The organism is Nostoc sp. CALU 546 (assembly GCF_048836525.1).
This window is the reverse complement of record NZ_JAWJTF010000056.1, coordinates 26,951-51,875: the sequence shown is the minus strand read 5'-3', so window position 1 is coordinate 51,875 and position 24,925 is coordinate 26,951. Positions and strand designations below refer to the sequence as shown.

At 40.9% G+C, this 24,925-nt stretch carries 21 protein-coding genes; 14 read left to right on the top strand and 7 right to left on the bottom strand.

The features are described 5' to 3' along the window. From RRG12_RS24705 to RRG12_RS24665, 9 genes are all read left to right on the top strand, one after another. Positions 1–582 carry a phycobilisome protein gene (locus tag RRG12_RS24705; protein ID WP_420760156.1) on the top strand — a complete coding sequence of 194 codons (582 nt, stop codon included), beginning with the start codon at positions 1–3 and terminating at the stop codon, positions 580–582. Positions 583–1,076: 494 nt separating this feature from the next. Further along, positions 1,077–1,940, top strand: coding sequence for a phycobilisome rod-core linker polypeptide (locus tag RRG12_RS24700; RefSeq protein ID WP_420760155.1), 864 nt, complete (start codon positions 1,077–1,079; stop codon positions 1,938–1,940). Between the two features lie 474 nt (positions 1,941–2,414). Beyond that, positions 2,415–3,173: a phycobilisome rod-core linker polypeptide gene (locus RRG12_RS24695; RefSeq protein WP_069068882.1), complete on the top strand. Its 759-nt coding sequence runs from the start codon at positions 2,415–2,417 to the stop codon at positions 3,171–3,173. Between the two features lie 222 nt (positions 3,174–3,395). Further along, positions 3,396–3,932: a phycobiliprotein lyase gene (locus RRG12_RS24690; RefSeq protein ID WP_069068883.1), complete on the top strand. Its 537-nt coding sequence runs from the start codon at positions 3,396–3,398 to the stop codon at positions 3,930–3,932. Positions 3,933–3,990: 58 nt separating this feature from the next. Continuing rightward, positions 3,991–4,620: a chromophore lyase CpcT/CpeT gene (locus RRG12_RS24685; RefSeq protein WP_420760154.1), complete on the top strand. Its 630-nt coding sequence runs from the start codon at positions 3,991–3,993 to the stop codon at positions 4,618–4,620. Next, positions 4,614–4,952: a CpeR family transcriptional regulator gene (locus tag RRG12_RS24680; RefSeq protein ID WP_069068885.1), complete on the top strand. Its 339-nt coding sequence runs from the start codon at positions 4,614–4,616 to the stop codon at positions 4,950–4,952. Before RRG12_RS24685 ends, RRG12_RS24680 begins: the two co-directional genes overlap by 7 nt. Before the next feature lie 692 nt (positions 4,953–5,644). Further along, entirely contained in the window at positions 5,645–6,655 is a 1,011-nt protein-coding gene (locus RRG12_RS24675) for a phycobilisome rod-core linker polypeptide (protein WP_420760153.1), read from the top strand. Positions 6,656–6,796: 141 nt separating this feature from the next. Continuing rightward, positions 6,797–7,753 carry a M23 family metallopeptidase gene (locus RRG12_RS24670; protein ID WP_420760152.1) on the top strand — a complete coding sequence of 319 codons (957 nt, stop codon included), beginning with the start codon at positions 6,797–6,799 and terminating at the stop codon, positions 7,751–7,753. 104 nt (positions 7,754–7,857) lie between these two features. After that, the gene (locus RRG12_RS24665; protein ID WP_420760151.1) at positions 7,858–8,433 is read left to right on the top strand and encodes a Uma2 family endonuclease; all 576 of its coding nucleotides are present in this window, start codon (positions 7,858–7,860) and stop codon (positions 8,431–8,433) included. A 187-nt stretch (positions 8,434–8,620) separates the two neighbouring features. Here RRG12_RS24665 and RRG12_RS24660 read toward each other — a convergent pair whose 3' ends face one another. The 6 genes from RRG12_RS24660 to RRG12_RS24635 all read right to left on the bottom strand — a co-directional run bounded on the left by RRG12_RS24660 (position 8,621) and on the right by RRG12_RS24635 (position 15,873). After that, entirely contained in the window at positions 8,621–8,902 is a 282-nt protein-coding gene (locus RRG12_RS24660; protein WP_420760981.1) for a hypothetical protein, read from the bottom strand. A 107-nt stretch (positions 8,903–9,009) separates the two neighbouring features. Beyond that, positions 9,010–10,050: an ABC transporter ATP-binding protein gene (locus tag RRG12_RS24655; RefSeq protein WP_420760150.1), complete on the bottom strand. Its 1,041-nt coding sequence runs from the start codon at positions 10,048–10,050 to the stop codon at positions 9,010–9,012. Positions 10,051–10,112: 62 nt separating this feature from the next. Beyond that, the gene (locus RRG12_RS24650; RefSeq protein WP_420760149.1) at positions 10,113–11,741 is read right to left on the bottom strand and encodes an ABC transporter permease; all 1,629 of its coding nucleotides are present in this window, start codon (positions 11,739–11,741) and stop codon (positions 10,113–10,115) included. Between the two features lie 3 nt (positions 11,742–11,744). Then, entirely contained in the window at positions 11,745–12,755 is a 1,011-nt protein-coding gene (locus RRG12_RS24645; protein WP_420760148.1) for an iron ABC transporter substrate-binding protein, read from the bottom strand. A gap of 155 nt (positions 12,756–12,910) precedes the next feature. Beyond that, the gene (locus RRG12_RS24640) at positions 12,911–13,987 is read right to left on the bottom strand and encodes an iron ABC transporter substrate-binding protein (protein ID WP_420760147.1); all 1,077 of its coding nucleotides are present in this window, start codon (positions 13,985–13,987) and stop codon (positions 12,911–12,913) included. Positions 13,988–14,703: 716 nt separating this feature from the next. Next, positions 14,704–15,873: a cysteine desulfurase family protein gene (locus RRG12_RS24635; RefSeq protein ID WP_420760980.1), complete on the bottom strand. Its 1,170-nt coding sequence runs from the start codon at positions 15,871–15,873 to the stop codon at positions 14,704–14,706. Positions 15,874–16,079: 206 nt separating this feature from the next. On the opposite strand from RRG12_RS24635, the gene RRG12_RS24630 reads away from it, so the two are divergent. Then, positions 16,080–17,711, top strand: coding sequence for a DUF655 domain-containing protein (locus tag RRG12_RS24630; RefSeq protein WP_420760979.1), 1,632 nt, complete (start codon positions 16,080–16,082; stop codon positions 17,709–17,711). A 152-nt stretch (positions 17,712–17,863) separates the two neighbouring features. On the opposite strand, the gene RRG12_RS24625 is transcribed toward RRG12_RS24630, so the two are convergent. Next, positions 17,864–18,946 (bottom strand): glycosyltransferase family 4 protein, encoded by a 1,083-nt coding sequence (locus tag RRG12_RS24625; RefSeq protein ID WP_420760983.1) that lies wholly within the window; start codon positions 18,944–18,946, stop codon positions 17,864–17,866. Positions 18,947–19,744: 798 nt separating this feature from the next. Between RRG12_RS24625 and RRG12_RS24620 the strand changes: the two genes are divergently transcribed. From RRG12_RS24620 to RRG12_RS24605, 4 genes are all read left to right on the top strand, one after another. Continuing rightward, positions 19,745–20,554, top strand: coding sequence for an ABC transporter permease (locus RRG12_RS24620; RefSeq protein ID WP_420760978.1), 810 nt, complete (start codon positions 19,745–19,747; stop codon positions 20,552–20,554). A 425-nt stretch (positions 20,555–20,979) separates the two neighbouring features. After that, the gene (locus RRG12_RS24615) at positions 20,980–22,818 is read left to right on the top strand and encodes an SUMF1/EgtB/PvdO family nonheme iron enzyme (protein ID WP_420760977.1); all 1,839 of its coding nucleotides are present in this window, start codon (positions 20,980–20,982) and stop codon (positions 22,816–22,818) included. Between the two features lie 27 nt (positions 22,819–22,845). Then, positions 22,846–23,307, top strand: a complete 462-nt coding sequence (locus RRG12_RS24610; RefSeq protein WP_420760976.1) for a hypothetical protein — start codon at positions 22,846–22,848, stop codon at positions 23,305–23,307. A gap of 757 nt (positions 23,308–24,064) precedes the next feature. Then, a complete protein-coding gene (locus RRG12_RS24605; RefSeq protein ID WP_420760975.1) occupies positions 24,065–24,754 on the top strand; it encodes a hypothetical protein in 690 nt (229 codons plus the stop codon). The last annotated feature ends 171 nt before the right edge of the window (positions 24,755–24,925 follow it).

Below are 24,925 nucleotides of genomic sequence, written 5' to 3'. Positions count from 1 at the left end.
ATGACTCAATTAAGCGAAACCGTCAAAGAATTAATAGCCAAAGCTAGAATTGTCAGCTTTACTGAGTGGGAACAGTCCCATCCAAAACCAGCGATCGCCATATTCCAAGCTGCGGATGATGCTTTTCGTTACCTGGACGATGAAGATTTATCGCAGATTAAAACCTTGTCACCCGATAATTCTGAGTTGATTCCTGTTGCTCAATTGTTACGCGATCGCGCAGCCGAAATTGTTGATGAAGCGAGGGAACAGGTTTTGGCGACTTATCCCGAAATTATCCAGCCTGGAGGCGGTCTTTATCCACCTGAACGCGCCCAAGCTTGCTGGCGAGACTTTTGGCATTTTCTCCGCTGCATTACATACAGCATTGCAGGTGGCCACACTGAGTATACAAATCCCACCGGACTGCACTATATGAACCTGCTTTATCAGGAATTACAAGTTCCATTGGATGCCATGCTTTTAGGCTTAAAAAGCATCAAGGCTGCTAGTTTGAAACGCTGTCCAGTCAATCAGCAGCAAAATCTTGCTCCCTATTTTGATCATTTAATCAGCCAATTGGCTACTTTCCAAATTCGATAATTTAAGTGGGCGTAAATAATTAAAGGTTTGTAGTCAGAGCTTCAGCTATTACTAGGAAACAATTTTAATTAATTTTACATTGCGTAATATAGTTTAGTTTATTCTTGCCCACTTATTGAGATAAACTTCTCCCTTCGCGTAGCGTCTTGTAGAGAAGGGGAGACGCCAAGGGTGAACGGTGACTCAGCACGATTAATACTTTTGCTCAAGGGGACGACACAATACCATCACTTGTATCCCAATCGCAAATCAAATGCTAAAAAAAGCTAAATTTTCTTTAAAAGTATCATCTAGCTTCACAAATTTTAATAAATATGGTTTCAGCATCGTATCACAATATGTAAAAGCAACCGATGCAAAAACTTAAAATCATCAAGACTAATAAGGATTTAAAATCTCTATGTCCTCTCCTTTGTCACAATGATGTAAAGTTTTTTAACATCTGCTGAATATCCTTCTCATAAAATTTATTTGTTAACTGGGAGATAGTTTGAATGGCTTTTGGACCAGCATCACGATTAGGGGTCGCACTGTTTGAAGACACCGATCCTATTGATCTGTGGCCAAGTCGCTCTAATGAGGAAGTTGAAACCGTAATTAGATCAGTCTACAAGCAAGTTCTAGGCAATGCTTATGTAATGGAGAGTGAGCGGCTTTCCGTTCCTGAATCCCAACTCAAACGGGGTAACATTAGCGTTCGTGAGTTTGTGCGTCAAGTTGGGAAGTCGGAACTTTACCGTTCACGCTTTTTTGATAGCGCACCCCGCTATCGAGCGATCGAATTAAATTTCAGGCATTTCCTTGGTCGTGCGCCATTGGATCTGGAAGAAACGCGTGTACACAGCACTATTCTGGATACCAAGGGCTTTGAAGCTGAAATTGATTCCTATCTAGACAGCGACGAATACCAAGAAACCTTCGGGGAAAACATTGTGCCTTATATTCGGGGCTACAAAACCGAAGCTATCCAGAGTTTGGTTCAGTTTACTCACTTGTTCCAACTGGTACGTGGTTCTTCTAGCAGCAGCTTGAAAGGCGACTTAGCTGGCAAACAACCAAAATTGAACAGTTTGCTAATTCAAAGCACACCTACCCCCGTAATTTCACCAGCTAGCAAGGGTGCTGCATTCCGCAACCCAACATCTACTCCTCGCACTCGTCAAGGTGTGGGATCTGGTGATAACGGTAAGGTCTACCGGGTTGAAGTCACTGGCTACAAGGCAAATGTGGTAAATAACATTTCCAAGTTTCGTCGCAGTAACCAGGTCTTTTTCGTGCCATACAATCAGCTTTCACAAGAGTATCAGCGGATTCACAAGCAGGGCGGTGTGATCGCCAGTGTTACTCCTGTTAACTAGGGAGTAGGGAGTAGGGAGTAGGGAGTAGGGATAGAAAAACATTAAAAACTTTAGTTGTGGGTCATTGTGCCGAGATTGCTTGCAACAAGGCATAATGCGTCCAAATTTTCAATCCCACGCCAACCAGGCGTGGGTTCCCTACTCCCTCTGAAGCGCTCTGGGGCAATACCCTGCAAAAAGCCGTTTGATGTCTCCATGAATTGCCCCTACCTAAAAATCAGTCAGGGTTTTGGCTATTGTTTGCGTAAGTCCTGATTCATCAACAATTAGCTCAAGCGATCGCTGATTTGGGGTTTGATCGATTCTGCCGTCAGTTGTCATATACGAAGATATTTAACACACTTTCACAAATTAAAGTTTTACAAAAGCTGGTCAGTAGCAAAAATAACTGACAACTGATAGGAAATTCTACCTTTATCAAGGGTAGGATGCTCAGACATTTCATTTAATTAACGTTTTTAAGGAGATACTTCAATGTCACTTTGGGCTATTGATTCACCGAGAGTTGAACTGCGTCCGAACACAAGCGAAAGTGAATTACAAACACTGATTCGGGCAGTTTACAAACAGGTTTTGGGCAATGCTCACTTGTTGGAAAGTGAGCGACTAGCCACCGCTGAATCGCAATTGCGCGATCGCAAAATCAACGTCCGCGAATTCGTCAACACCGTTGCGAAATCAGAACTTTATCAATCCCTGTTTTTCAACTCTTCTTCCCAATATCGGTTCATTGAACTGAACTTCAAACATTTGCTAGGACGTCCTCCTGCTGATCAGGCAGAAATTGCCGAACACGTCCGCATCTATAACGAACAAGGCTATGATGCTGAGATCGAATCCTATATCGATAGCTACGAATATCAGCAGAATTTTGGTGAGAATATTGTTCCTTATGTTCGCAGCACAAGCTCCCAAATCGGAATTAAGAATGTCACCTTTAACCGCACCTTTACCTTGCTCAGAGGAGTAGCTAGTAGTGATAGCGATCGCAAAGCCAAACTGATCAGCGATGTCGGTTCCAATTTACCCACATCCATCAAGGCTCCTGTAGCTGGTTCTAGTGTAAGCAGTACCGACAAACGCTTCTTGATTAAGGCAGTCAAAGGTTCAGCTAATCTCCGTACTCGTCTGGGCAACCTCGAATATGTAGTTAACTACAACCAACTGTCTGGACAAGTGCAAAACATTCATCGGACAGGTGGCAAAATCATTAGTATCACTGAAGTTGCTTAATTAGGTGAGTTAGGAGTGGGGAATGGGGAATGGGGAATGGGGAATGGGGAAATAATAACTCCCCACTCCTAACTCCCCACTCCTAACTCCCCACTCCTAACTCCCTACTCCCCACTCCCCACTCAGCACTCAGAACTCTTGGCTAGTATATAGACAGTGAGAATAACTTTTTAGCCAAGATACATCTTGGATTTTAAGCTACTTTTTAAGATTGCTTTTCTAATGGAAATTACTGAATTCTTTGAACTTTCAATTGGACGATGGCGATCGCAGCGTAGCGGTCATCATTTAGCATTCGCCCACTTTGAACAAGTCCTGTCTGACATTGACATTGAATCTCTATCCACCGATGATCCGGCAGTGTTAGCAATTTGTCAATTGTATGACACTGACCCCGCCAGTATTACCCACCCCTTTCGGATGACTTGGAAAGGTGAGTCAGACTGGGACGATAAACCCATTTCTGGTAGTACTGTGCTGGTGCCAATTCCTGATGCCGCAAATTCTTCTATAGGAAAACTTCTGCGGGATAAGGGATACGCTGAAACAATCCCAGCAGTGGCGAAATATCATCTGAGTGACGATGGGATTTTTACCCTGCTGACAGAGTATGAACTCGCTGCTGCTGAAGAAAAAATTTGGTTTGCTACTCCAAATCTGCGATTTCGGGTAGCGACAATTAAAACCAGTGATGGTAAAGGCGTAACAACAGCTTCCTTTTCTTCCGAAATTCGTTCTTTGTCAAATTCAACCAGTTAGCAAATATCAGGTTAAAACATAAAAGGAATCATCTAGTTTTGTCACTCTGAGGTTGAATATGACGATAGCGCCCAGTGAATCTAGTACCAACGCTAGCGATTTGCTCACCTTAGCCTGTTGGATGGCGGGAGATTTTAGCAATTACAAGCAATCTTTTGCAAATCCGCAACTTTACGCCCACATTCACATTTTTTTTCGTCCTTTACCGGTAGAGTTTTTTTCTGCTATCGGTTTTTATTCTGAACAAGCTTATGACCACGATTTATGGACACCCTATCGTCAGGGAGTACATAAACTAGTCGATTTGGGCGATCGCATTTATATCGAAAATTACAGCTTGAAAGATCCTATGCTTTATGCAGGTGCAGCTCGTGACTTAGATATCCTCAAAACTATTACCCCAGAAAGTATTGAACGGCGTTATAACTGTTCAATGGTTTTTCAACGAGAAGGTGAAATATTTCGAGGCAGTGTGGAACCAGGCAATCAATGTCTGATTAAGCGCAATGGATGCCAGACATATCTTGTCAGCGAAGTAGAAATGACCGAGCATACTTGGATAAGTCTAGATAAAGGTATGGATATTGAAACCCACAAGCAAATATGGGGATCAACTGCTGGGCCATTGCGCTTTGAAAAACGAGAAAGTTTTGCTGATGAATTACGTGCGGTGAGCGCATTATGTTGATTCAGCTTGAATCTATTAAAGCTAAAATGTTACCTCCACAGGCTGAAAGAAAGATGCGCTGCTGGATTCGCAGCCGCCACTTGATTTGTTCGGGTAACTTTTTTATATTCGAGACATTAGAATATACAACGATTGAGAGATTTTCTCAATGTGTTGCTTCTTTAGGAGGAACAGTAATATCCGTTGACCCCGTTAATAAAATTTGGATGGGCGATCATCGCCAAGTAATTTTATATCAGGCAAAAGCTAGTTTACATACACCTCATCATACTTTGAAACAATACTGGATCAAATACGGTGGTTTCTACACTAAATTTGATGAGCGGGTTTAAGGGTTATTATCCTGCGGAAATTCTTCTGACAGGCGTCTATACTCCAATTCAAAATTAAGTTTTGAATTTTAAATACTCCCCAAGGGGGTTGACGGCTAATTGTTAATGTCTAGTTGCTAATTTTTTATCATGATTAGCTATTAGTTATTAACAGTTAGCCGTCTCAGTTTGTTAGAAAATGTAACTAAAAAACTACCCAAAACTTGATAAGTTAATATCAATAACTAGTAATTAGTAAATCTTAAGTAGAGTGTGTTACATCTGTGCTATTTAGTATTGCCACCCTACTATAGAAATTTGGCGTTGCATATTTGCGGGATGATTTTGCTAGTTTTGTGGGATGGGCATCTTGCCATTGGTGTCAACTTAACGCGAAACCGCACGTCCGCCAGGGATTGTAAATCCCTGTCTCATAGCTAAAGTCATCTGAAGATGACTAGATATCCCCAAAAATATTCAGTCTACTTCAGTAGACTTTAGCTATGAGCCAGAGAATTCATTCTCTGGCGGGTTATGAAGCCCGCAGCGAAGCTATTTCTAGCTTAAGTTGACACCAATGGCATCTTGCCCGTCCCTTGTATTTCAGGCCTCTCGTGTCGCTCACCCTACAAGAATCATCCCTTGATTCAGCAACGCCAGAAATTTTATTTTTACTTGATAAATTAGTCAATTCTACCCACACTAACTCAATTATGCAGACCTTCATAGACGACGCAACCAGACAACGCCAATATCAAGCATTTCCCCAAACAGAACCCATCGAACTGTGGAATACTGCTTCAGTTGATGACATTGAAATTGTCATTCGGGCAGTTTATCGGCAAGTATTGGGTAATGCCTACATTATGGAAAGTGAGCGGCTTGTCGTTCCAGAATCCCAACTCAAGCAAGGGATAATCGATGTTCGTGAGTTTGTGCGTCAAATTGCCAAATCAGAGTTGTATCGCTCCAGATTTTTTGATAACGTTTATCGCTATCGGGCAATTGAACTGAACTTCAAGCATTTGTTGGGTCGCGCTCCCGATGACTACTCTGAGACGGTACTTCACAGCAACATTCTAGATGAGTCGGGTTTTGAGGCGGATATTGATTCTTATCTTGATAGCGACGAGTATCTAAACGCCTTTGGGGATAATATAGTGCCATATTATCGGGGTTATAAAACCCAAACAGGCAAAAAGATATTGGAATTTAGCAATATGTTACAACTGCTGCGGAGTAATTCTAGCAGTGATCAGAACCTAGCAACAAATAATCAACCTCAACTGGTGCGATCGCTAATTACCAACACTCCTTACGGTAAACTAAAACCCACCGATGTTAGTGCAATACTTGCCGAAGTATTCAAGCCCAGACCAGAAACGGCTGCTACTCCAGTTAATAACTTTATTGCAGCTCGCACAGCAGCCGAACAAGGCTTGCGGCAAAAGATTAAAGACCAAGAAAGCCAGATTGCAACTTTGCAACAACAACTAGCAGACTTAAGACCCTTTGCCAGCATCGGTGCAACAAAATTTAGTAATAGTTGGCAGACTTCCAGTTCCGTGACCAGTACAGGCGAATATACATCTTTGCAACAGCAAGCTGACACTCAAGAAAAACAGATTGCAGCTTTGCAAGAGCAAGTTGCTGATTCTCGACGGTCTGCCACAATTGGGGAAGCCCGGTTGAATAAGTGGCGCAGTCGCGTTTTTAATGGCTAATTTCTCTATTGTTTAGTTTTGTCGGGTGGGTTAGGCTTTTCTTAACTCACCCTATTTAATTTCCTGATGTTTTCCGAGTCAGTTTGAAACAATAAATAGTCAAAAAATGTCTGAATTATTGTTTTAATAGGCTTGCAACTTATGAAAAAAGTTATCGTTTATCGATACCCTACTTATGGACTAATTGGATTAATATCCTTAACAACTATATTTTGCACAGCAACATCTGCCCTAACACAGTTAGCAGACAATTCCCCAATTGGGCAAACTCCTATCCCTGCTTCTAATTTAATCTGGCCGACTCAAGGGTTTATTTCTCAAGGCTTCCGCAAATATCAACATGAAGGAATTGATATTGCAGGCGCATCTGGAACTCCTATTGTTGCTGCTGCATCCGGTACAGTTGTCAAAGCAGGTTGGGATAATTGGGGATTAGGCAATGCCATAACTATTAAACATCTCGACGGCAGCATTACTGTTTATGGACATAATCGCCGTTTATTAGTGAGTAAGGGTCAACAGGTCATTCAAGGTCAAATTATTGCCGAGATGGGATCTACAGGCAATAGTACAGCACCTCATCTACACTTTGAAGTTTATCCAAATAGTCGAATAGCAGTTGACCCCCTGCGTCTGTTGACATCCTTAACTGCAAGCGTTGGTTCTGGTTCTAAAGTTCAACAAATAGATAATCCGAACCGCCCAGTCTCGCCACCTCCAGTAGCAATTCAAGTTTCCCCTTCACAGCCAATTCCCATAGATTTTGCACCTGTAAGCACTGATACTAAATGTAATGGAATTACTGTTATTGAAGGTGAGACTGCAAGCATTCGTGTAAAAGTCTGTGAAGAAAATGGTCAGTTATTTTATATTGGGCAGTTAAAGCAAGACCGAAGTCAGCCTATAAAGATCACAGCTTTGAATATTGGTAAAAACAGATATCGAGCAAATAATGGCAGTTTTTCTTATTTAATCACTCCAGAAAAAGTGGAAGTTTGGCGAAATGGCAGTCAGATTCGTTCTGACCGTTTTTTTACCGGAAACACACGGAAGATAGATAGCCCCGAAGTAAATCCCTCAAAATCCCAAAAATTTTGAGGGATTTACGTCTTTCAAGTGGGTGTGGAATAGGGAGTCTCTTTATGGATAATTTTAGCGATCGCCTAAACTAAAAGTAAGCATCTTTTATCCACATAACATCTATGGTTCAGTCTTCTAATCAACGCCTAACCCTAGAAGAATTTCTCGCACTTCCCGCAGAAGATATTACATACGAGTTTGTTAACGGTGAAGCTGTACCCAAATATAAAGACAATGAAATGTCACCAAAATTTTTTCATAGCTCGACTACTGGTGCTTTATTTATACTATTGTCTGCATGGGCACAAGCAAAGGGTCGGGTTGTGATTGAATGGGCAATTAAACTAACACGAAATCAACAAGATTGGATGCCTGTGGCCGATCTGACCTATATTTCTCATAACCGTCTTCCTGCTGATTGGCTATTAGACGAAGCTTGTCCTGTCGCACCTGAATTAGTCATCGAAATCATTTCACCTGGTCAAACTTTTGGTGAAATTGCAGAAAAAGCTACTGATTATCTGAAAGCTAGTGTTTCTCGTGTTTGGGTGGTTGATACAAAAGCTAGAACTGTAACTGTATTTGCGCCATCTTCCTTGCCGATTACTTATCGATCTCATCAAATAATTACTGATGATTTGCTACCAGAATTGGAAATTACCCCTCACGCAATCTTTCAACAAGCTGGATTACCCTAAAGTTTCATCAGAAATCAACAGTTTTTAGCGATCGCTATTTTATGGCATCCAGCGAATTGAATCTTCTGAACACCATCCTGTTTGAAGACGAAGCAGATAACAAATAGTTAACCTCAGCTTATAAATTACTTAGCGCAAAGTCAAATTCTTCAACCAAGCTCAGGGCTAGGTCAATTAAACTGACTTTTCACCGATGCAACAAAGGTGCAGGTCGATGCATCAAAGGTGCGGGTCGATGCATCAAAGGTGCGGGTCGATGCATCAAAGGTGCAGGTCGATGCATCAAAGGTGCGGGTCGATGCATCAAAGGTGCGGGTCGATGCATCAAAGGTGCGGGTCGATGCATCAAAGGTGCGGGTCGATGCATCAAAGGTGCATCGGCAAGTCCTTCACAGTCTTCGATAGGGGTGAGGAAACGGCCTTCGAGAGTATCATGAGCAACTAGTACAGCACGGCAGAAATAAACCACCCATTCCCAATCAACAAAACCCTTACGCTGTCTTCATTTTTAATTTTTAATTTTTAATTTTTAATTCCGCCTTGCGGTACTAGTGTCTAAATAGTTAACAGCAAAATCTACTGTGGAAAAACCTTTACACTATCACTGGCTATAGATAACTCTACTCTTGTACCCACAGGTAACGCCGTATCTTTCAGCGTCCGCGCATGGAGTTCTTTACCAGAGGGAGTTTGTAAACAATATTGATACTCACGTCCTAAAAAGCGTCGGGTGCGGACGACTACGGGCGCATCTGTGGCTGGCTTTAAGATAAAATCTTCTTGGCGGATCATGATTTCACCACTATCATCGGTGTGATTTGCTGTTAACTCAAAACTGCCAATTTCTGTTTTCCATAAATTCCCTTGACGATGGGCGGGAAGGAAATTAGCTTGAGTCACAAATTCGGCGACAAATCTTGATGCTGGATGAGTATAAATTTCTTCTGGTGTGCCTAATTGCTCTAAATGTCCTTGGCGCATCACACCCACTATATCTGAAATAGCTAATGCTTCTTCTTGATCGTGGGTAACAAAAATTGCTGAAGTACCCGCCGCTTTGAGAATGTCGCGCACTTCTTCTCGCAAGCGCAACCTAACTTGAATATCAAGATTGCTCAAAGGTTCATCCAAAAGCATGAGTTGGGGTTGGGGTGCTAAGGCACGGGCGAGTGCAACTCTTTGCTGTTGTCCACCTGAGAGTTCATAAGGGTAACGTTTTTCTAAGCCTTCGAGTCTCACCAAATTAATGACTTCGGCTATGCGTTTTTGGATTTGCTGTTTACTGAAATGTTTCAACCCAAAAGCCACATTTTCTGCCACATTTAGATGGGGAAACAGGGCATAATCTTGAAAAACAACGCCGATGTCGCGCTGTTCGGCTGGGATGCAAGTAGAATTATTACAAACTATCTGTTCACCAAGTTTAATTTCTCCTACTTGCGATCGCTCAAAACCAGCAATCATTCTCAACAGCGTAGTTTTACCACAACCGGATGGGCCGAGCAATCCCAAGATATCTCCTTGTTGCAACGTCAAAGATACGTTATCTACAGCAGGAAAGGCACTTTCTGCAAACCGCTTGGTGACATTTTGTAAATCTAGAATTACTTGTTGCATAGGGAGTGGAGAGTACTATAGTTCAATTACTTGAAAAGTTTCAAATCAGTAGAGGTGGAATTCTATAAGTGATTTACCTCCTGCCTACTGCCTCCTACCTCCTTCAAGACTTGCTCTTTTTTGACGTTCTCTTGAGATAGCACCAATAAAGTTGAACCCATAGAAACCAACAGCATCGCTAATGAAGCCGCCGCCGCATCGGCAAAATCTACATTTTCTGTAGCTTGCCAAATTTGCATTGCTAAGGTGCTAAAGCCAATAGGCGCTAACAGCATGGTGGCGGGTAGTTCTTTAATCGCTGTTAAAAATACCAGCACCGCACCACTCAACACACCTGGTTGTACTAGAGGTAGGGTAACTTCTCTTAAAGTTTGCCAAGCATTCCTACCTAGACTACGCGCTGATTCTTCTAGCTGGGGATTGACTTGCAAAAGCGAACTGCGGACTGTTCCCACTGATTGCGGTAAAAATAAAACTAAATATGCAAATATCAGCATCGGCAGAGTTTGGTACAGCGCTGGCAGATAGTTGGCACCAAAAAATACCAAAGATAAGGCAACAACTATTCCTGGAACTCCAAAACCTATATAAGAACAGCGTTCAATTATGGCGGTGATTTTACTCGGAAATCTGACTGCTAAAATTGCTACTGGTAAGGCAAAGATGGTGGTAACTAAAGCCGCTAATCCAGCCGCGCCAATGGAGTTGAGAATGGTGGGGAATAAATTGGGGAAAGTATAGCCACCGTTAAGTCCGCGAATCAGCCAAAATAAGGTGATACCTACTGGCAAAACTACACCAAAGCTAGTAATTAGTAGACAAAAGGCGAAAGCTGGCCATTTCCAAATCCCCAACTTGACAATTTTCGGTGGACGTAGAGAAGCGGAACCACGACTATAATAAGCTGCCCGCGATCGCATTCGATATTCTAACCACAAAATCAGCAGCACCAATGTCACCAACATCAAAGATAAGGCTGCGGCTGAGTTCCGATTAAAACTAGTTTTATATTGTAAAAAAATTGCCCGCGTAAAGGCATCAAATCGCATCAGCGAAGGTGTACCAAAGTCGCGCAAAGCATATAAAGCGACTAATAATCCACCTGCAATTAGTGATGGTTTCAACTGTGGCAAAACTACCTTAAAAAAGGTTTCTCTACTACCATAACCCAAACTACGAGACGCTTCTTCTAGAGATGGATCAATACCTTGTAATCCAGAACGTACACTCAGTAGCATATAGGGATAGGTAAACAAAGTAATTGCCAAAACTGTCCCAGGAAAACCATAAATTGAAGGTAATTCTTCTACTCCTAATGGTTGAAGCAACAGCTGCAAAAAACTACCCCGTGGTGCCAAAGTTGCAATCAAAGCAAAGCTGCCTACATAGCTAGGAACCGCTAAGGGTAATGTTGTCGCCACTAACCAGAAACGTCGTCCTGGTAAGTCTGTCCGCACAGTTAAAAATGCCAATGGTACGGCAATTAGTGTGGAAAATAATGTTACCGTTGCTGCCATTGCCGCACTGTTGAAAAAAACCATAATATTGCGGGGACGAGAAATCAATTCCCAGAACTCTTCCCCGCCAATACCTGCGGTGCGAATCACTAAGTATAGTAATGGCAGGGCAATGGCAATTGCCACTACCGCTGCCGATAATGTGAGAAATAATGGAGGGCGAACCGCTTTCAACTGTTACAAAACTCCTGCCTGCTGTAATAAATTCAACGTTGCTGGCAAATCATCTAAATCTGTCAAGTTAACATTGGGTGGATTTAGCTTACTAATTGGTACTTGTTTTGATGGCGCTGGGATTCCTTTTACTAAAGGATACTCGTTAGTTTCTTGAGCAAAGTAATTTTGTGAACTCTGTTTGAGCAGGTAATCAATTAAAGCTTCTACATCAGCTTTTTGATCTGTGGTTTTCGTAATAGCTACTCCTGCCACGTTAATCATTGATCCTGCATCTTTGCTTGTGTAATGGTGGGCAACAGGAAAGTTAGGATCATCTTTTTTGAAGCGATATAAGTAATAATTATTCACTAAACCGAGATGAACTTCTCCACGTCCCACAGCTTCAACGATCGCAGAGTTTTTACCGTAATCTTTGACACCATTAGCTTTCATCGCTTTGAGCCATTGGAGAGTCTTTGCATCGCCATCTAAGACTCGCATTGCCGTAACAAATGACTGAAATGAGCCGTTTGTGGGTGCCCAGCCGACTTTACCGCGCCATTTCGATTCTGTTAACTGCGAAATTGATGTCGGTAGTTCCCCTTGTTTAACTAACTTTGTGTTGTAGTCAATTACACGGGCGCGTCCGGAAATTCCTAGCCAATGGCCTTTGGCAGAACGAAAGCGAGAATCAACCTTGTTTAGCAGTTTAGAGGCAATTGGTAGCGTTACCTGTTTTTTCTCCAAAGTGCCTAAAGCACCAGCATCTTGAGCAAAAAACAAGTCTGCACGGCTATTTTTGCCTTCTTCCAAAAGTGCGATCGCTAATTCAGCAGTATCGCCATAACGCACTTGAATATCCTGATTCAAGTCTTTTTTGGCTTTCTCAATTAAGGGGCCAATTAGTTTTTCTTCTCTGCCTGAATAGATCACGAGGGTTTTGGTTTGGGCATTTACAGCCACCCCGATTCCCCAACCGAGCGTTACAGCTAGAGCTAACGCTGAAACTTTCAGCAATGGTAAACTTTTCAATTTCCAATCCTCCACCTTAATACTTACCAGGAAGTTTTTGCAATAATCTTGGTATTCTCAACCTTTACCATTAACCTGTACTGGTAAGCAATAAACTTTCTCAAAAAATTTAGATTTTTCCTATCTTTGCCAGATGCATTCCAGCCAATAGCAAGTTATATGACTTGTACTTGCTGCATGAGCTTGAGTGTTGTCTCTAAATCGCTAAGATTACTCAAGTCGATTTTTTGAGTTTGTTTTTTAATTTCTTGGAGAGATTTTAGTTTACCTTTGGGCGCAACAGCCGAAGTTAGAGGATACTCAAAAGTTTGATTAGCAAAGTAGTTTTGGGCATTTTCATTCAGCATGAATTCGACAAACTTTTGAGCAATATTGGGATGTTTGGCGCTGTTAAGAATTGCTACACCTGCGACATTTACCAAGGAACCCACATCATCGGTAAAATGATGCTCCACAGGAACTTGAGGATTATCTTGTTTGATTCGTTCTAGATAATAATGATTGACAAATCCCACAGCAATTTCGCCGCGAGATAAGGCTTCTACGATCGCAGTATTATTAGGATAAACTTTAGCATTGTTAGCTTTAATACCTTCTAACCATTGCCTAGCCTTGTCTTCTCCTTCTGCAACTCGTAAGGCGGTGACAAAGGATTGAAAGGAACCATTTGTAGGTGCCCAGCCAATTTTACCTTTCCATTTCGGTTCAGTAAAGCCAAAAATAGACGATGGTAATTCCCCTGATTTTACTAATTTAGAGTTGTAATCTGCTGTACGCACTCTCCCCGAAATACCTAGCCATTTCCCCTCTGGTGAACGATAGGTAGTATCTACTTGATTGAGAAGAGATGTTGGTAACTGTACTGCTCGATTTGCTTTTTGAATAGCTCCAAGGGCGCTAGCATCTTGGGCGAAGAAGACATCTGCGGGACTGTTTGCCCCTTCTTCCAAAATTGCTGATGCTAACTCAGCAGTATCGCCGTAGCGGACTTGTACCTTAGCATTGGTTTGTTGCTCAAATTGTTTGATCAGCTCACCAATGAGTTTTTCGTTGCGTCCTGAGTAGATTACTAGCTCTTTTTCTAAGACACCAGTAGCAGCCGTAGCTGGTGTAGCTTGCCCTGAAGGCGATTCGGCAGTATCGGTGGGAGTTTGATTAGGATTACAAGCGATCGCTAATCCCCCACTAGCAGTTGCTAGTCCAACTATATAGACAAACTTACGGCGCTTCATAATTTTCTTCCACCAGAATTAAAACTATTACCCAAAATTATCAATAATCGTATTGATTAAATATATCGATAATATCATAAACTGGTTTTACTCTTGACTAACATCTAAAACATAATGTTTTTTCTAAATCAAGATATTACAGCAAATTTTACTTATTTTATCTGGTTTAGCCGAGACTTATACTCGCCAGGGCTAGCCATAAATTAGAGTTTACAAACATCATCTTGGAGAGTTTTTACCTTGATTATTGATAATATTTTGAATAAAGTTCCAAGAAATACTTGATATTAATTTCCATTAAATCAAAAAGGTTGCCTTTAAGCAACCAGATACAGATGGGAATTATTTTCGTGTGGAAATAAGTGTGAGGTAAGCTAATTGGCATTTAACTTGCATCATCAGGGCGGGCAAGATGCCATTGGTGTCAACTTAAGCCAAAAATAGCGTACTGATTGGGTGTTGTTCACCCGCCAGGGATTGTAAATCCCTGACTAATTGCTCAAGTCTACTGAAGTAGACTGAAAATTTTTGCACTCTTTCTCTTTAGTCCTCTTCAGAGGACTTTAGCTATGAGACAGGGATTTACAATCCCTGGCGGACGTGAGGTTTCGCGTTAAGTTGACAGCAATGGCTTTTCGGCCCACCCCACAAATAATAGTAAAATCATCCCGCAAATATGCAACCCCAATGTTGTCTGTAATTTATTAAGATTGGATTTAACGCTTAACTAAAGATAAATCCGGTGTTAGTCTCTGTAAAACTTGTTTCAATACCATCACTGTCCAATCTATATCAGCTGCGGTGGTATCATGCCCCAATGTGATGCGAATTCCCCCCAAAGCCGCTTTTTCTGAATAACCCATCGCTAACAATATCGGACTAGGGCTAAGTTTACCACTGTGACAGGCAGCACCAGCACTGATGCCGATGCCTGCAAGGTTTAGCTGACGTACTAAGGCTTTACCGCTGAGTTTTTCGCCATCGGCGTTTTCTAGGCACAGACTGATATGGTGAGGTAAGCGATCGCAAGCATCCCCTGTAGGAATTAAACCAGGAATCTCAGCTAATTGGGCAAAGGCGCGATCGCGTAACTCAATCAATCGTGGTGTTTCTGTAGGCAATTCTTCGGCTGCTAATTCTGCTGCTATACCAAATCCGGCAATTATCGGTACTGCTTGTGTACCAGAACGCAATCCCATTTCTTGTCCACCACCACTGACTAGGGGCATCAAATCCACACCAGGACGCACATATAGCGCCCCAGCACCTTGAGGCCCATATATTTTATGACTAGAAAGGCTAAGTAAGTCTACAGGAAGTTGTTGCACATCTATGGGTAAGCGTCCCGCAGCTTGCACCGCATCTGTATGGAACAAAGCACCATGCGATCGCACTATTTTACCCAGTTCTGCGATCGGTTGCACCGTTCCTACTTCACTTTGACCGTAAATTATAGAAACTAAGACTGTGTTGTGTCGCAACGCCGCCTTTAAATCCAAGGGGTTGACTCTGCCTTTAATATCCACAGACAAGCGCGTAACTTCCCAACCCCACACTTCTAGCAACCTTACTGTTTCAGAAATTGCGGAATGCTCAACGCTAGAAATAATTATATGTTGAGGAACAGCATACAACCGAACCACGCCCATAATTGCTAGATTATCTGCCTCAGTGCCGCCAGAGGTAAAAATGATAGATTCCGAATTGGCAGCGTTAATTAAACCAGCAACTTGGACTCTAGCTTGTTCTACAACTGTTGCAGCCCGTTGTCCCCACTCGTGTAAGCTGGAAGGATTGCCCCACTGTTGAGTGAGGATTGTTTGCATAACTGCGATCGCTTCTTTTCGAGTAGGTGTAGTGGCGCTGTAATCTAGATAAATTTGCATATAACCGCTAATGGTGAGAACACACGTTGGTATAGACTGCTGATATGATCAGCTTGAGTAAAAAAACCGGAAAAAATCTTTGTAATTCTGCCTCTAGAAATAGATTTTTCCCTTGCCTTGGAAAGCTATTTTTCTACTTAATTCAGAACACAACATTTTGGGAATGATAAATATGTCCACTCCCAATCCACTTTTAACAGATTACAGTGCAACTTATCTCTAGACAAAGATATTTTTTATATATCTTTTTAGTAATATTCTCCCTTGCTGGTTGTCAACGAGTCCAGTCCTACAATCAGCGTCCAGAACCCTTACCACAAGACCCATTAGTTCAAGTTTACTTTAACCATTCTGAGTCTTCAGAATACAAAGAATCTTACCGCCAGCAAACTCGCCTTGGGGATGATTTAGAAAAACAGATTGCCGATGCTATTACACAGGCTAAATCTACAGTAGATGTGGCGGTGCAAGAATTACGTTTACCCAAAGTTGCCCAAGCATTAGTTGATAGACAAAAAGCTGGGGTAAAAGTCAGGATAATTTTAGAAAATAACTACAGCCGACCTTGGAGTAGCTTAACATCTGCCGAAGTAGGTAAGTTAGATAAAAGGGAACAGGAACGCTATAACGAGTTTCGCCAATTTATCGATATTAACCAAGACAATCAACTTAGTCCAGCAGAAATCAATCAAAGAGATGCTTTGATGATTTTGCAGAATGCCCAAATTCCCTGGATTGATGATCAAGCAGATGGTTCAGCAGGTAGTAGCTTGATGCATCATAAATTTGTGATTGTGGATAATCGGATTTTAATTATCACTTCTGCTAATTTTACTTTAAGTGATACATCTGGTGATTTTACAAATCCCAACACTTTAGGAAATGCCAATAACTTATTGCAAATTGACAGTCCAGAATTAGCATCTTTATTTACAGAAGAGTTTAACATTATGTGGGGTGACGGGCCAGAAGGTCAGCCAGATAGTCGATTTGGTTTGCAAAAACCGATGCGTTTACCTAAACAAATAACTTTAGGTAACACCCAAATTACTGTACAATTTTCGCCTACTTCTCCAACTCAACCTTGGAGTAACAGTAGTAATGGTTTAATTGGCAAAACTTTAGATTCCGCAACTAAATCTACCGATTTGGCATTATTTGTGTTTTCCGATCAGCGGCTTGCAAATATTTTAGAAAAACGCCATCAACAAAGTGTCCAAATTCGCGCTTTAATTGAACCACAATTTGCCTATCGTCCCTATAGTGAAGCATTGGATATGATGGGGGTTGCTCTCAGTAATAAATGTAAATATGAAGTTGACAACCATCCTTGGACTAATCCAATTACTACTGTAGGCGTACCTCTATTACCCAAAGGTGATCTATTACATCACAAATTTGGTGTTATTGATGGTACAACAGTAATTACAGGTTCTCATAATTGGTCAGATGCCGCTAATTATGGTAACGATGAGACACTTGTAGTGATTGAAAATCCCATCATTGCTGCTCATTATGTGCGAGAATTTGCTCGTCTTTATATCAAAGTGAAACCGGGCTTACCACCAGCAATTCAAGAAAAAATCAAATTAGAACAAACACGGTGTCCCCAAATAAAAACTTCTTCATCAAGTGAACCACAAGCAATTAAACAACTAAATATTAACACTGCAACTTTGGAAGAATTAGCAACTCTCCCTGGTGTTGGGAAGAAATTAGCGCAGCGGATAATTCTTAGCCGTCAACAGCAAAAATTTACATCTTTGCAAGACTTAGAACGAGTTCCAGGAGTGAGTGCTAGAACTGTAGAAAAATGGAGCGATCGCCTAATTTGGTAGTAGTCTTTATTTACTTTTAGCAATTGCTAATTGGTAGATGCAGCGAATTTTTTGAGAAAAAGCTTGATTTCATATTAGCCCACGGAGGTGGGCTTTGTTTGTTTAGCCCTGAATGACCTTCGCCAGGGCTGTAAAACCACATGAATAGGTATTTAAATGCGATCAGCTAACTCAACCAAATTGCGAAAATGCCCATTCTGAGAAAATCGTTCTGCGATTATTTGTTGATAAACTGCCTCATAACCATCAGTCATGTGTTCAACGCTGAAAAGATTTTCGACATACTGACGACAGGCATAGCGGTCTAACTCTATGACGCGATCGATAGCACTAATGCATTCTTGAATATTATTGCAGAGGAAACCCGTCTTGCCGTGGGAAATTACCTCTTCAGTAGACCCCAATTTCATTGCAATCACTGGCGTACCCGAAGCCATTGACTCCACCATCACCAATCCAAAGGGTTCCCGCCAAGTGATGGGGAATAGAGTTGCTACTGCACCTCCCATCAGAGCATTTTTTTGAACATGGTTGGCTTCACCCAGATACTCAATTTGCTCCCCGTCAATCAGTGGTTTGATTTCTTTCTCAAAGTATTCCACATCAACGACATCCACCTTACCTGCCATTTTCAAGTGCCAACCAGATTGTTTGGCAATTTCTATGGCTAAGTGCGCTCCCTTCTCAGGAGATATCCGACCCAAAAACGCTAGGTAAGGAGGATCTTGTGGTTGGGAGTGAAACTTATAACTGCTGACATCAATCCCGTTGTAGACCGTTGCTATACAGTTCAACCCTAACCTTGGTTCTCGTTGTGAATCGGAAATATTGACGTAGGGTTGTTTTTTACCAAAACTAAACATCTTTTCGTTGTCAGGGGTAAAAATACCGTGCAACGTGTGAACTGTAGGGGTTGTGACAAGATTTGCGTAAGATAATGCCCCATGTCCGATATGGGAGTGAATAATATCAAACTCTTCTGCGCGTTCATACACCGAAGCTAGATTCAGCATCTCGTAAATGCCAAAATCTTTGATAGTCGGATCAAGTCTGAGGGCACGGGGATGAACTGACCTTAATTTTGCCAGACTCATAGAATCTCCCGATGCAAATAAGGTTACGTCATGTCCGCGTCGGACTAATTCATCTGTCAGTAACCCTACTACCAACTCTATCCCACCATAACCTGGAGGTGGAACTCTTTCCCATAATGGAGCAACTTGAGCAATTCTCATCATAAACCTCTTAAAAATTGAAGAAGAATTCAGGAGTCAGAATTCAGGAGTCAGAATTCAGGAGTTAGAATTCAGGAGTTAGAATTCAGGAGTCAGAATTCAGAATTCAGGAGCGTCTCCGGCTCCGCTCCTGACTCCTAAATTTTGTTCGATAAAACTTGAATTAGACGTTTTTATTTCTGTTGTTTTAGTGCTTGTAATTGATTAACTTGGCATCCGAAAGTAACTTCAGATACTAAACTTTTTAACAATCTCCTTCAAATGTTATGCTGTTAATTCTATATTCCTTGTCTATCCTAGTACGGAAATTACCCACCCCTAAAGAGGTAGCTATATTCTGATTTATGATTTTTTGATGATTTATGGCAATTTTAAATATGGATTTTTTTATAAAAATAAACTTCCTAAAATCGTTATAATCTAAGCTAAATGGTGATATTGGGCGATAAAACTATGCTATTGCTTGCCAATTAACTTGTTTACAAATATTAATTAAAGAATAAAGCGTGTAGAGACTCTTTGGGCGGCTTTCCGTACTCTAAAGGTTAACCTGCATCCATCCAAAGGACAGATTTTGGTAAATTCGATGGTTTGAAATCAGAAGTGGTATTTTTTTAGAAGTTTTATCTATTTTCTTAAAAGTAATAATTAACTAGTACGCCACGGCGGAAATAGAGCAACCATTTAAAATCCGTAAAAAACCTATTCCATAATACTTTTGACTGTTAAGTTGTTGACTAATTACACAAAATATGATATTTTGTATTGCTATCAATAAAAATCATCATATATATAAACGTGAATATCTCTCCATCTCTCAAAAAACCGCGTGTCTCATGGCAAGCGGTTTTCTCACTACTGATATTTGTGTTCATGTACCTGCCCATACTGGTACTTGGCTTTTATAGCTTCAATCAGTCACCCTACAGTGCAACTTGGCAAGGATTCACTCTCGATTGGTATCGCAAGTTGTTCAGTGACGATCGCATCTTATCAGCTTTGCAAAACAGTATGATCGTTGCTGGTTGTGCAGTGGCAGTTTCAGCAGTGCTGGGAACCTTGATGGCGGTTGGGTTGGCGCGTTACGAATTTCCTGGTAAGAAATTGTATCGGGGTATTGCTTACCTACCATTAATTATTCCCGATATTGCGATCGCAGTGGCTACCCTAGTATGTCTAGCCGCCTTTGCAATCCCTTTGAGTTTGTGGACGATAGTTGCAGCCCATGTAGTGTTTTGTCTCGCTTACGTCGGACTTGTGGTTGCTTCACGACTAACTAATTTAGATCCTCACTTAGAAGAAGCAGCACTAGATTTAGGCGCTACACCAACCCAAGCTTTCATCAAAGTATTGCTACCTGAATTAATGCCTGGAATTGTAGCCGGTTGTCTCTTAGCCTTTGTTCTCAGCCTAGATGACTTTCTCATTTCCAGTTTTACTGCTGGTAGCGGTTCTAACACTCTGCCAATGGAAATTTTTAGCCGGATTAGAACAGGAGTTAAACCTGATATTAATGCTCTTAGTGTAATGTTAATTTCCGTATCTGCGATCGTTGCTATTGTAGCTGAATTAATTCGCGCCTCTGGAGAGAAGAAAACTTTTAAATAAGAGTTTTAATTTGCAATAAATATTATTGGCAATTTCGTTCTTCGTGAACTTTTTTGGTTCATGAACAACAGCTATATTAAAATTTAGGGTGCATTACGGCAAGCCCAACGCCCAAACATTATGGCAATGTGCCATACTTTCTGCTAACACAACGTCATAGTATAGATAAGTAATACCAATTGTAAAAAAGAATGCGACAAATACACCATTTGTAGAGACGCGATTCATCGCGTCTTAACCCAAGTATGTGTTGCAATCATTAATTGAATTGGTATAAATAAATATAATTTATTCATCCTTCTATCCTCGTGTTAAAGATAGTTTTAAGCACATGAATAAACTTCCGTGTTCGCTTCTCTACATAACTGTTTTCAATTAGATAATATTGGGGCTAACTTTGGAGAAGATGCTATTTCCCCCTCATTATGCAAATCTGCCAAAATCCCAATTGCTCAAATCCATTCAACTCTGATAGCAATAGATTTTGTGTGAGTTGCGGACAAAGCAACTTTGGCAAACTGCTAAGAAACCGTTACCGCGTATTAAGACTTTTAGGTGAAGGTGGATTTAGCAGAACCTATGCTACAGAAGACGTAGACAGACTAAACGCGCCTTGCGTCATCAAACAATTTTTCCCACAATTTCAGGGAACAGGACAACGCACCAAAGCAGCAGAATTTTTCAAAGAAGAGGCTTTTCGGTTGTATGAACTGGGAGAAAATCACACCCAAATTCCCAGATTACTAGCTTACTTTGAACAAGGTGCTAGTTTATATCTCGTACAAGAATTTATTCAAGGAAAAACTCTCTTACAAGAAGTTCAGCAACAAATCTATGATGAATCACAAATTTGGGAACTTTTAGCTGATTTATTGCCAGTACTGCAATTCATTCATACCCATAACGTCATTCATCGGGATATCAAACCAGAAAACATTATTCGTCGTGCAAGTGATGAAAAACCAGTATTAATTGACTTTGGCGGTGCTAAACAGGTAACACAAACCAGTTTAGGAAGACAAGCTACAGTAATTTATACCCTTGGTTATGCCCCAACAGAACAAATGGCTGGATTTGCTTGTCACGGCAGTGATTTGTATGCTTTGGGTGTAACTTGTGTGCGTCTTTTAACTCGATGTTTGCCGTTCCAGGATGCTTCTGGACAGGTTAATGATCCTATTTATGATGCAATGAATGCTAAGTGGTTGTGGCGCGAACGTTTACAAGAAAAAGGTATTACTATTAGCGACGACTTAGGAAAAATATTAGATAAATTACTAAAATATCTACCGAGCGAAAGATATCAAACAGCAGTAGAAGTTCTCAACGATTTGAAATTTGCAACATCGAACATTGAACCTGTTGCCCTTAAAATTGTTTCGATGTCCCAACCTATATTACCGCCGCTACCACAAAAAGTAATCGTACCATTACCACCCTTAGAAACCTTTGAATTTGACGTAGTGACAGTAGACACAGGTGGTAGAGAAGTAAATCGCATGAGTTGCAATGCAAACTTCTTTGCCGAAGAATTGGGTAAATCTGTCACATTAGAAATGGTATCGATTCCTGGTGGTACTTATATGATGGGTTCACCAGAGTTTGAAGGAGATGCTGACGAACGTCCTCGGCATCAAGTTACCGTTGAACCATTTTTTATGGGGAAATTTCCCGTAACTCAAGCACAGTGGAGAGTAGTAGCAGCTTTACCCAAAGTTAAACAAGCTTTAAATCCCCATCCATCGAAATTCAAAGGTCTAGATAGACCAGTAGAAAATGTATCTTGGTATGAGGCTGTAGAATTCTGTCTCAGACTATCAGAAAAAACTGGACGCGACTATCGTTTACCAAGTGAAGCTGAATGGGAATATGCTTGTCGGGCTGGAACTACAACATCCTTCCACTTTGGCGAAACCATTACCTCTGAGTTAGTCAGTTGCACTATCGAACCAAAAAGCAAATTCCGTAAAGAAACAACCAACGTCGGTAGTTTTGAAGTCGCCAACGCCTTTGGATTGTACGATATGCACGGGCTAGTTTGGGAATGGTGTGCTGATGCATGGCACAACAATTACAACGATGCGCCCTCAGATGGAACAGCTTGGGAAGTTGGCGGTGATATTAATCGCCGGGTACTACGCGGTGGTTCTTGGAGTTTCAACGCAGAACTGTGTCGCAGCGCTAGCCGTAGCTGGAATGAGTCAGACGGTGGGCTGAGAGTTTGTGGCTTTAGAGTAGTATTTTCCGTAGAGGAGATTATTTAGCAATTTAATTTAGAGGCTGTAGAAATCATGAAAGACAGAATTGAGAAAGGTGACATAGTACTGATAAATAAAACTGGAAAATATCATCAACAAGTTGGTGAAGTAAGTGAAATTGATTATAATATTTTCTTCGTCAAAATAGTGATAGTAAGGTTAGGGAATCAAGAAGAAGCTTTTGAAGAAAAAGATTTGCAATTACAAACTAAAAAGCCGAATATGCAAGAAGTCATTGCATCAGTAGACAAAATTTTAGAAAAAATTGATCAGATTACTCACTTGTCAACAACAGAGCAAGTAGAGTTACCCAATCGGTTGAAATATCTGAAATTAGATATTCCTAAACTAGATAAACAGTTGATTCAAAAAAACTTCGACAGTATAGAGAAAATACTCGCAGGAAAAAGAGAAGTAGACTCATCAGCAAGTTTTTGGCAGGAAATAGATCCTAATTTGGAGAAAATAGGCTGGTGGATTAGAACAAGTTTGTGAATTAAGAATTTTTAAAAGTATTTGGCGAACGGAATTTGCTCTTACTACACTATACAAATTCCTCATGATGTGCCTTAAGAAAAATAGGTTGTTTCAGGCTTTGATTACTTATCCTTTGATCGTAAATAGACGATGCTGTAGGGGTTTAGCATACTAAACCCCTACGAAAGATTTGGGCTTTCACCTGATACATATTTGGTATTTCTTGTCAATGCGTAAGTCCTACATTATTAAACTGAAACCGTATAAAACAGTGCTTCACTTCTTATACCAATTCTGTATAAAGATACAGTAGTCCCCCCTTGGCAAGGAGGGACGGCGATAGCCGGGGGGTGAATGATATGCAGCTTCACAAAGAAACGGTATTAACCTAAACTTATCAATAAATTAGAGATAAAACTTATGTTTGACCACATCATAGTTTTAGGTTTAAGGCTAAATAATTGGAAGTGGACATAATTAAACATAGCTATATTTTTATCATCTTTGTTCCCTAATGCCTTACGCCTCATATTTTATGCTCTATCATAAGCAGTTATATTTATTTTTACCCACCTAAATAACCTTGCCTTTGTAACTGTATGACCTAAATTTTGATATTAACTTGATGATTACTTGTTGTTAAATTGTTGTTAAATTTAAAAAATAATTTTTTCATCTTGTTAGGGTGTATTCTTAGCGTTAATTCATCAGTTATTAGATTAACAAAGAGTCTTTTATTAGATAAAATAAACTACAAATATCATCAGGACTATATATGCGTTTTTCTCAGTTTGCAGGGATTCTTGGTTGTACAATAGCAGCTTTTATGTCAATTGCACCCATACAAGTAGAGGCTGCAACTTTTAAAGTGATATCTGGAGTCACCAGCATTGATCGTGACCACGAGGATATTCTGAGAAATATCGGGCTAATCTTGACAGGCGATAATCATACAGTCACACCAATTCCCAGCAATTATTTAGTTGGCTTCAGCATCGACTCAGCCACCAACTTTACATTCAGTGACGAGGGCGGTTTTACTCCGCTCTCAGGTACAATCGAACATACTGGTACTGTTACCTTCAACGATCAAATTACTGTTGGTGAGTTTTCAATAGGTTTTGCTCCAGGACGTACCGTCCCAAATGCCAGCGGATTTGTTTTAAGAGACACATTTTCTTTAAATACAATTTTGTTTGATTTAAGTCTTCCGGAACCTGTAGCATTTGATGGTCAAACTTTAACCATTCCCGATGTTAGATTGTTGATTTCTCCAGAGTTTGCAAATATACTAGGCGACCCTGATTTAACAGGTTTGTTTGCTGGAACTGCACGAGTTGATGCTCAAGTTGCTGCCGTACCCGAACCTGACAGTGTACTGGCAGTTTTGGCAGTGGGTGCGGCTCTCTTGGCAACGAGATTTTATAAGAAGAATTCAGAACTCAGGAGTCAGAATTCAGTATGAATTCTGTACGAGTTGGTGACGAATATTGGTTAAAACCGTACTTCGTCCCGCTACGCTAACACCCGAAGTCAAGCGAAAAAAATTAAAATATTCTCACCTTAAAACTCTACCCATAAAGGGATAGAGTATTCACAAATTCAGAATTCAGTTAGCGGTAGCGGGGCGTTTAGC

What these genes read in the sequence shown, in the direction of transcription:
- RRG12_RS24705 (WP_420760156.1), top strand. Translation starts at nt 1, where the DNA reads ATGACTCAATTAAGCGAAACCGTCAAAGAATTAATAGCCAAAGCTAGA.
- RRG12_RS24700 (WP_420760155.1), top strand. Translation starts at nt 1,077, where the DNA reads ATGGCTTTTGGACCAGCATCACGATTAGGGGTCGCACTGTTTGAAGAC.
- RRG12_RS24695 (WP_069068882.1), top strand. Translation starts at nt 2,415, where the DNA reads ATGTCACTTTGGGCTATTGATTCACCGAGAGTTGAACTGCGTCCGAAC.
- RRG12_RS24690 (WP_069068883.1), top strand. Translation starts at nt 3,396, where the DNA reads ATGGAAATTACTGAATTCTTTGAACTTTCAATTGGACGATGGCGATCG.
- RRG12_RS24685 (WP_420760154.1), top strand. Translation starts at nt 3,991, where the DNA reads ATGACGATAGCGCCCAGTGAATCTAGTACCAACGCTAGCGATTTGCTC.
- RRG12_RS24680 (WP_069068885.1), top strand. Translation starts at nt 4,614, where the DNA reads ATGTTGATTCAGCTTGAATCTATTAAAGCTAAAATGTTACCTCCACAG.
- RRG12_RS24675 (WP_420760153.1), top strand. Translation starts at nt 5,645, where the DNA reads ATGCAGACCTTCATAGACGACGCAACCAGACAACGCCAATATCAAGCA.
- RRG12_RS24670 (WP_420760152.1), top strand. Translation starts at nt 6,797, where the DNA reads ATGAAAAAAGTTATCGTTTATCGATACCCTACTTATGGACTAATTGGA.
- RRG12_RS24665 (WP_420760151.1), top strand. Translation starts at nt 7,858, where the DNA reads ATGGTTCAGTCTTCTAATCAACGCCTAACCCTAGAAGAATTTCTCGCA.
- RRG12_RS24655 (WP_420760150.1), bottom strand. Translation starts at nt 10,050, where the DNA reads ATGCAACAAGTAATTCTAGATTTACAAAATGTCACCAAGCGGTTTGCA.
- RRG12_RS24640 (WP_420760147.1), bottom strand. Translation starts at nt 13,987, where the DNA reads ATGAAGCGCCGTAAGTTTGTCTATATAGTTGGACTAGCAACTGCTAGT.
- RRG12_RS24635 (WP_420760980.1), bottom strand. Translation starts at nt 15,873, where the DNA reads ATGCAAATTTATCTAGATTACAGCGCCACTACACCTACTCGAAAAGAA.
- RRG12_RS24625 (WP_420760983.1), bottom strand. Translation starts at nt 18,946, where the DNA reads ATGAGAATTGCTCAAGTTGCTCCATTATGGGAAAGAGTTCCACCTCCA.
- RRG12_RS24615 (WP_420760977.1), top strand. Translation starts at nt 20,980, where the DNA reads ATGCAAATCTGCCAAAATCCCAATTGCTCAAATCCATTCAACTCTGAT.
- RRG12_RS24610 (WP_420760976.1), top strand. Translation starts at nt 22,846, where the DNA reads ATGAAAGACAGAATTGAGAAAGGTGACATAGTACTGATAAATAAAACT.
- RRG12_RS24605 (WP_420760975.1), top strand. Translation starts at nt 24,065, where the DNA reads ATGCGTTTTTCTCAGTTTGCAGGGATTCTTGGTTGTACAATAGCAGCT.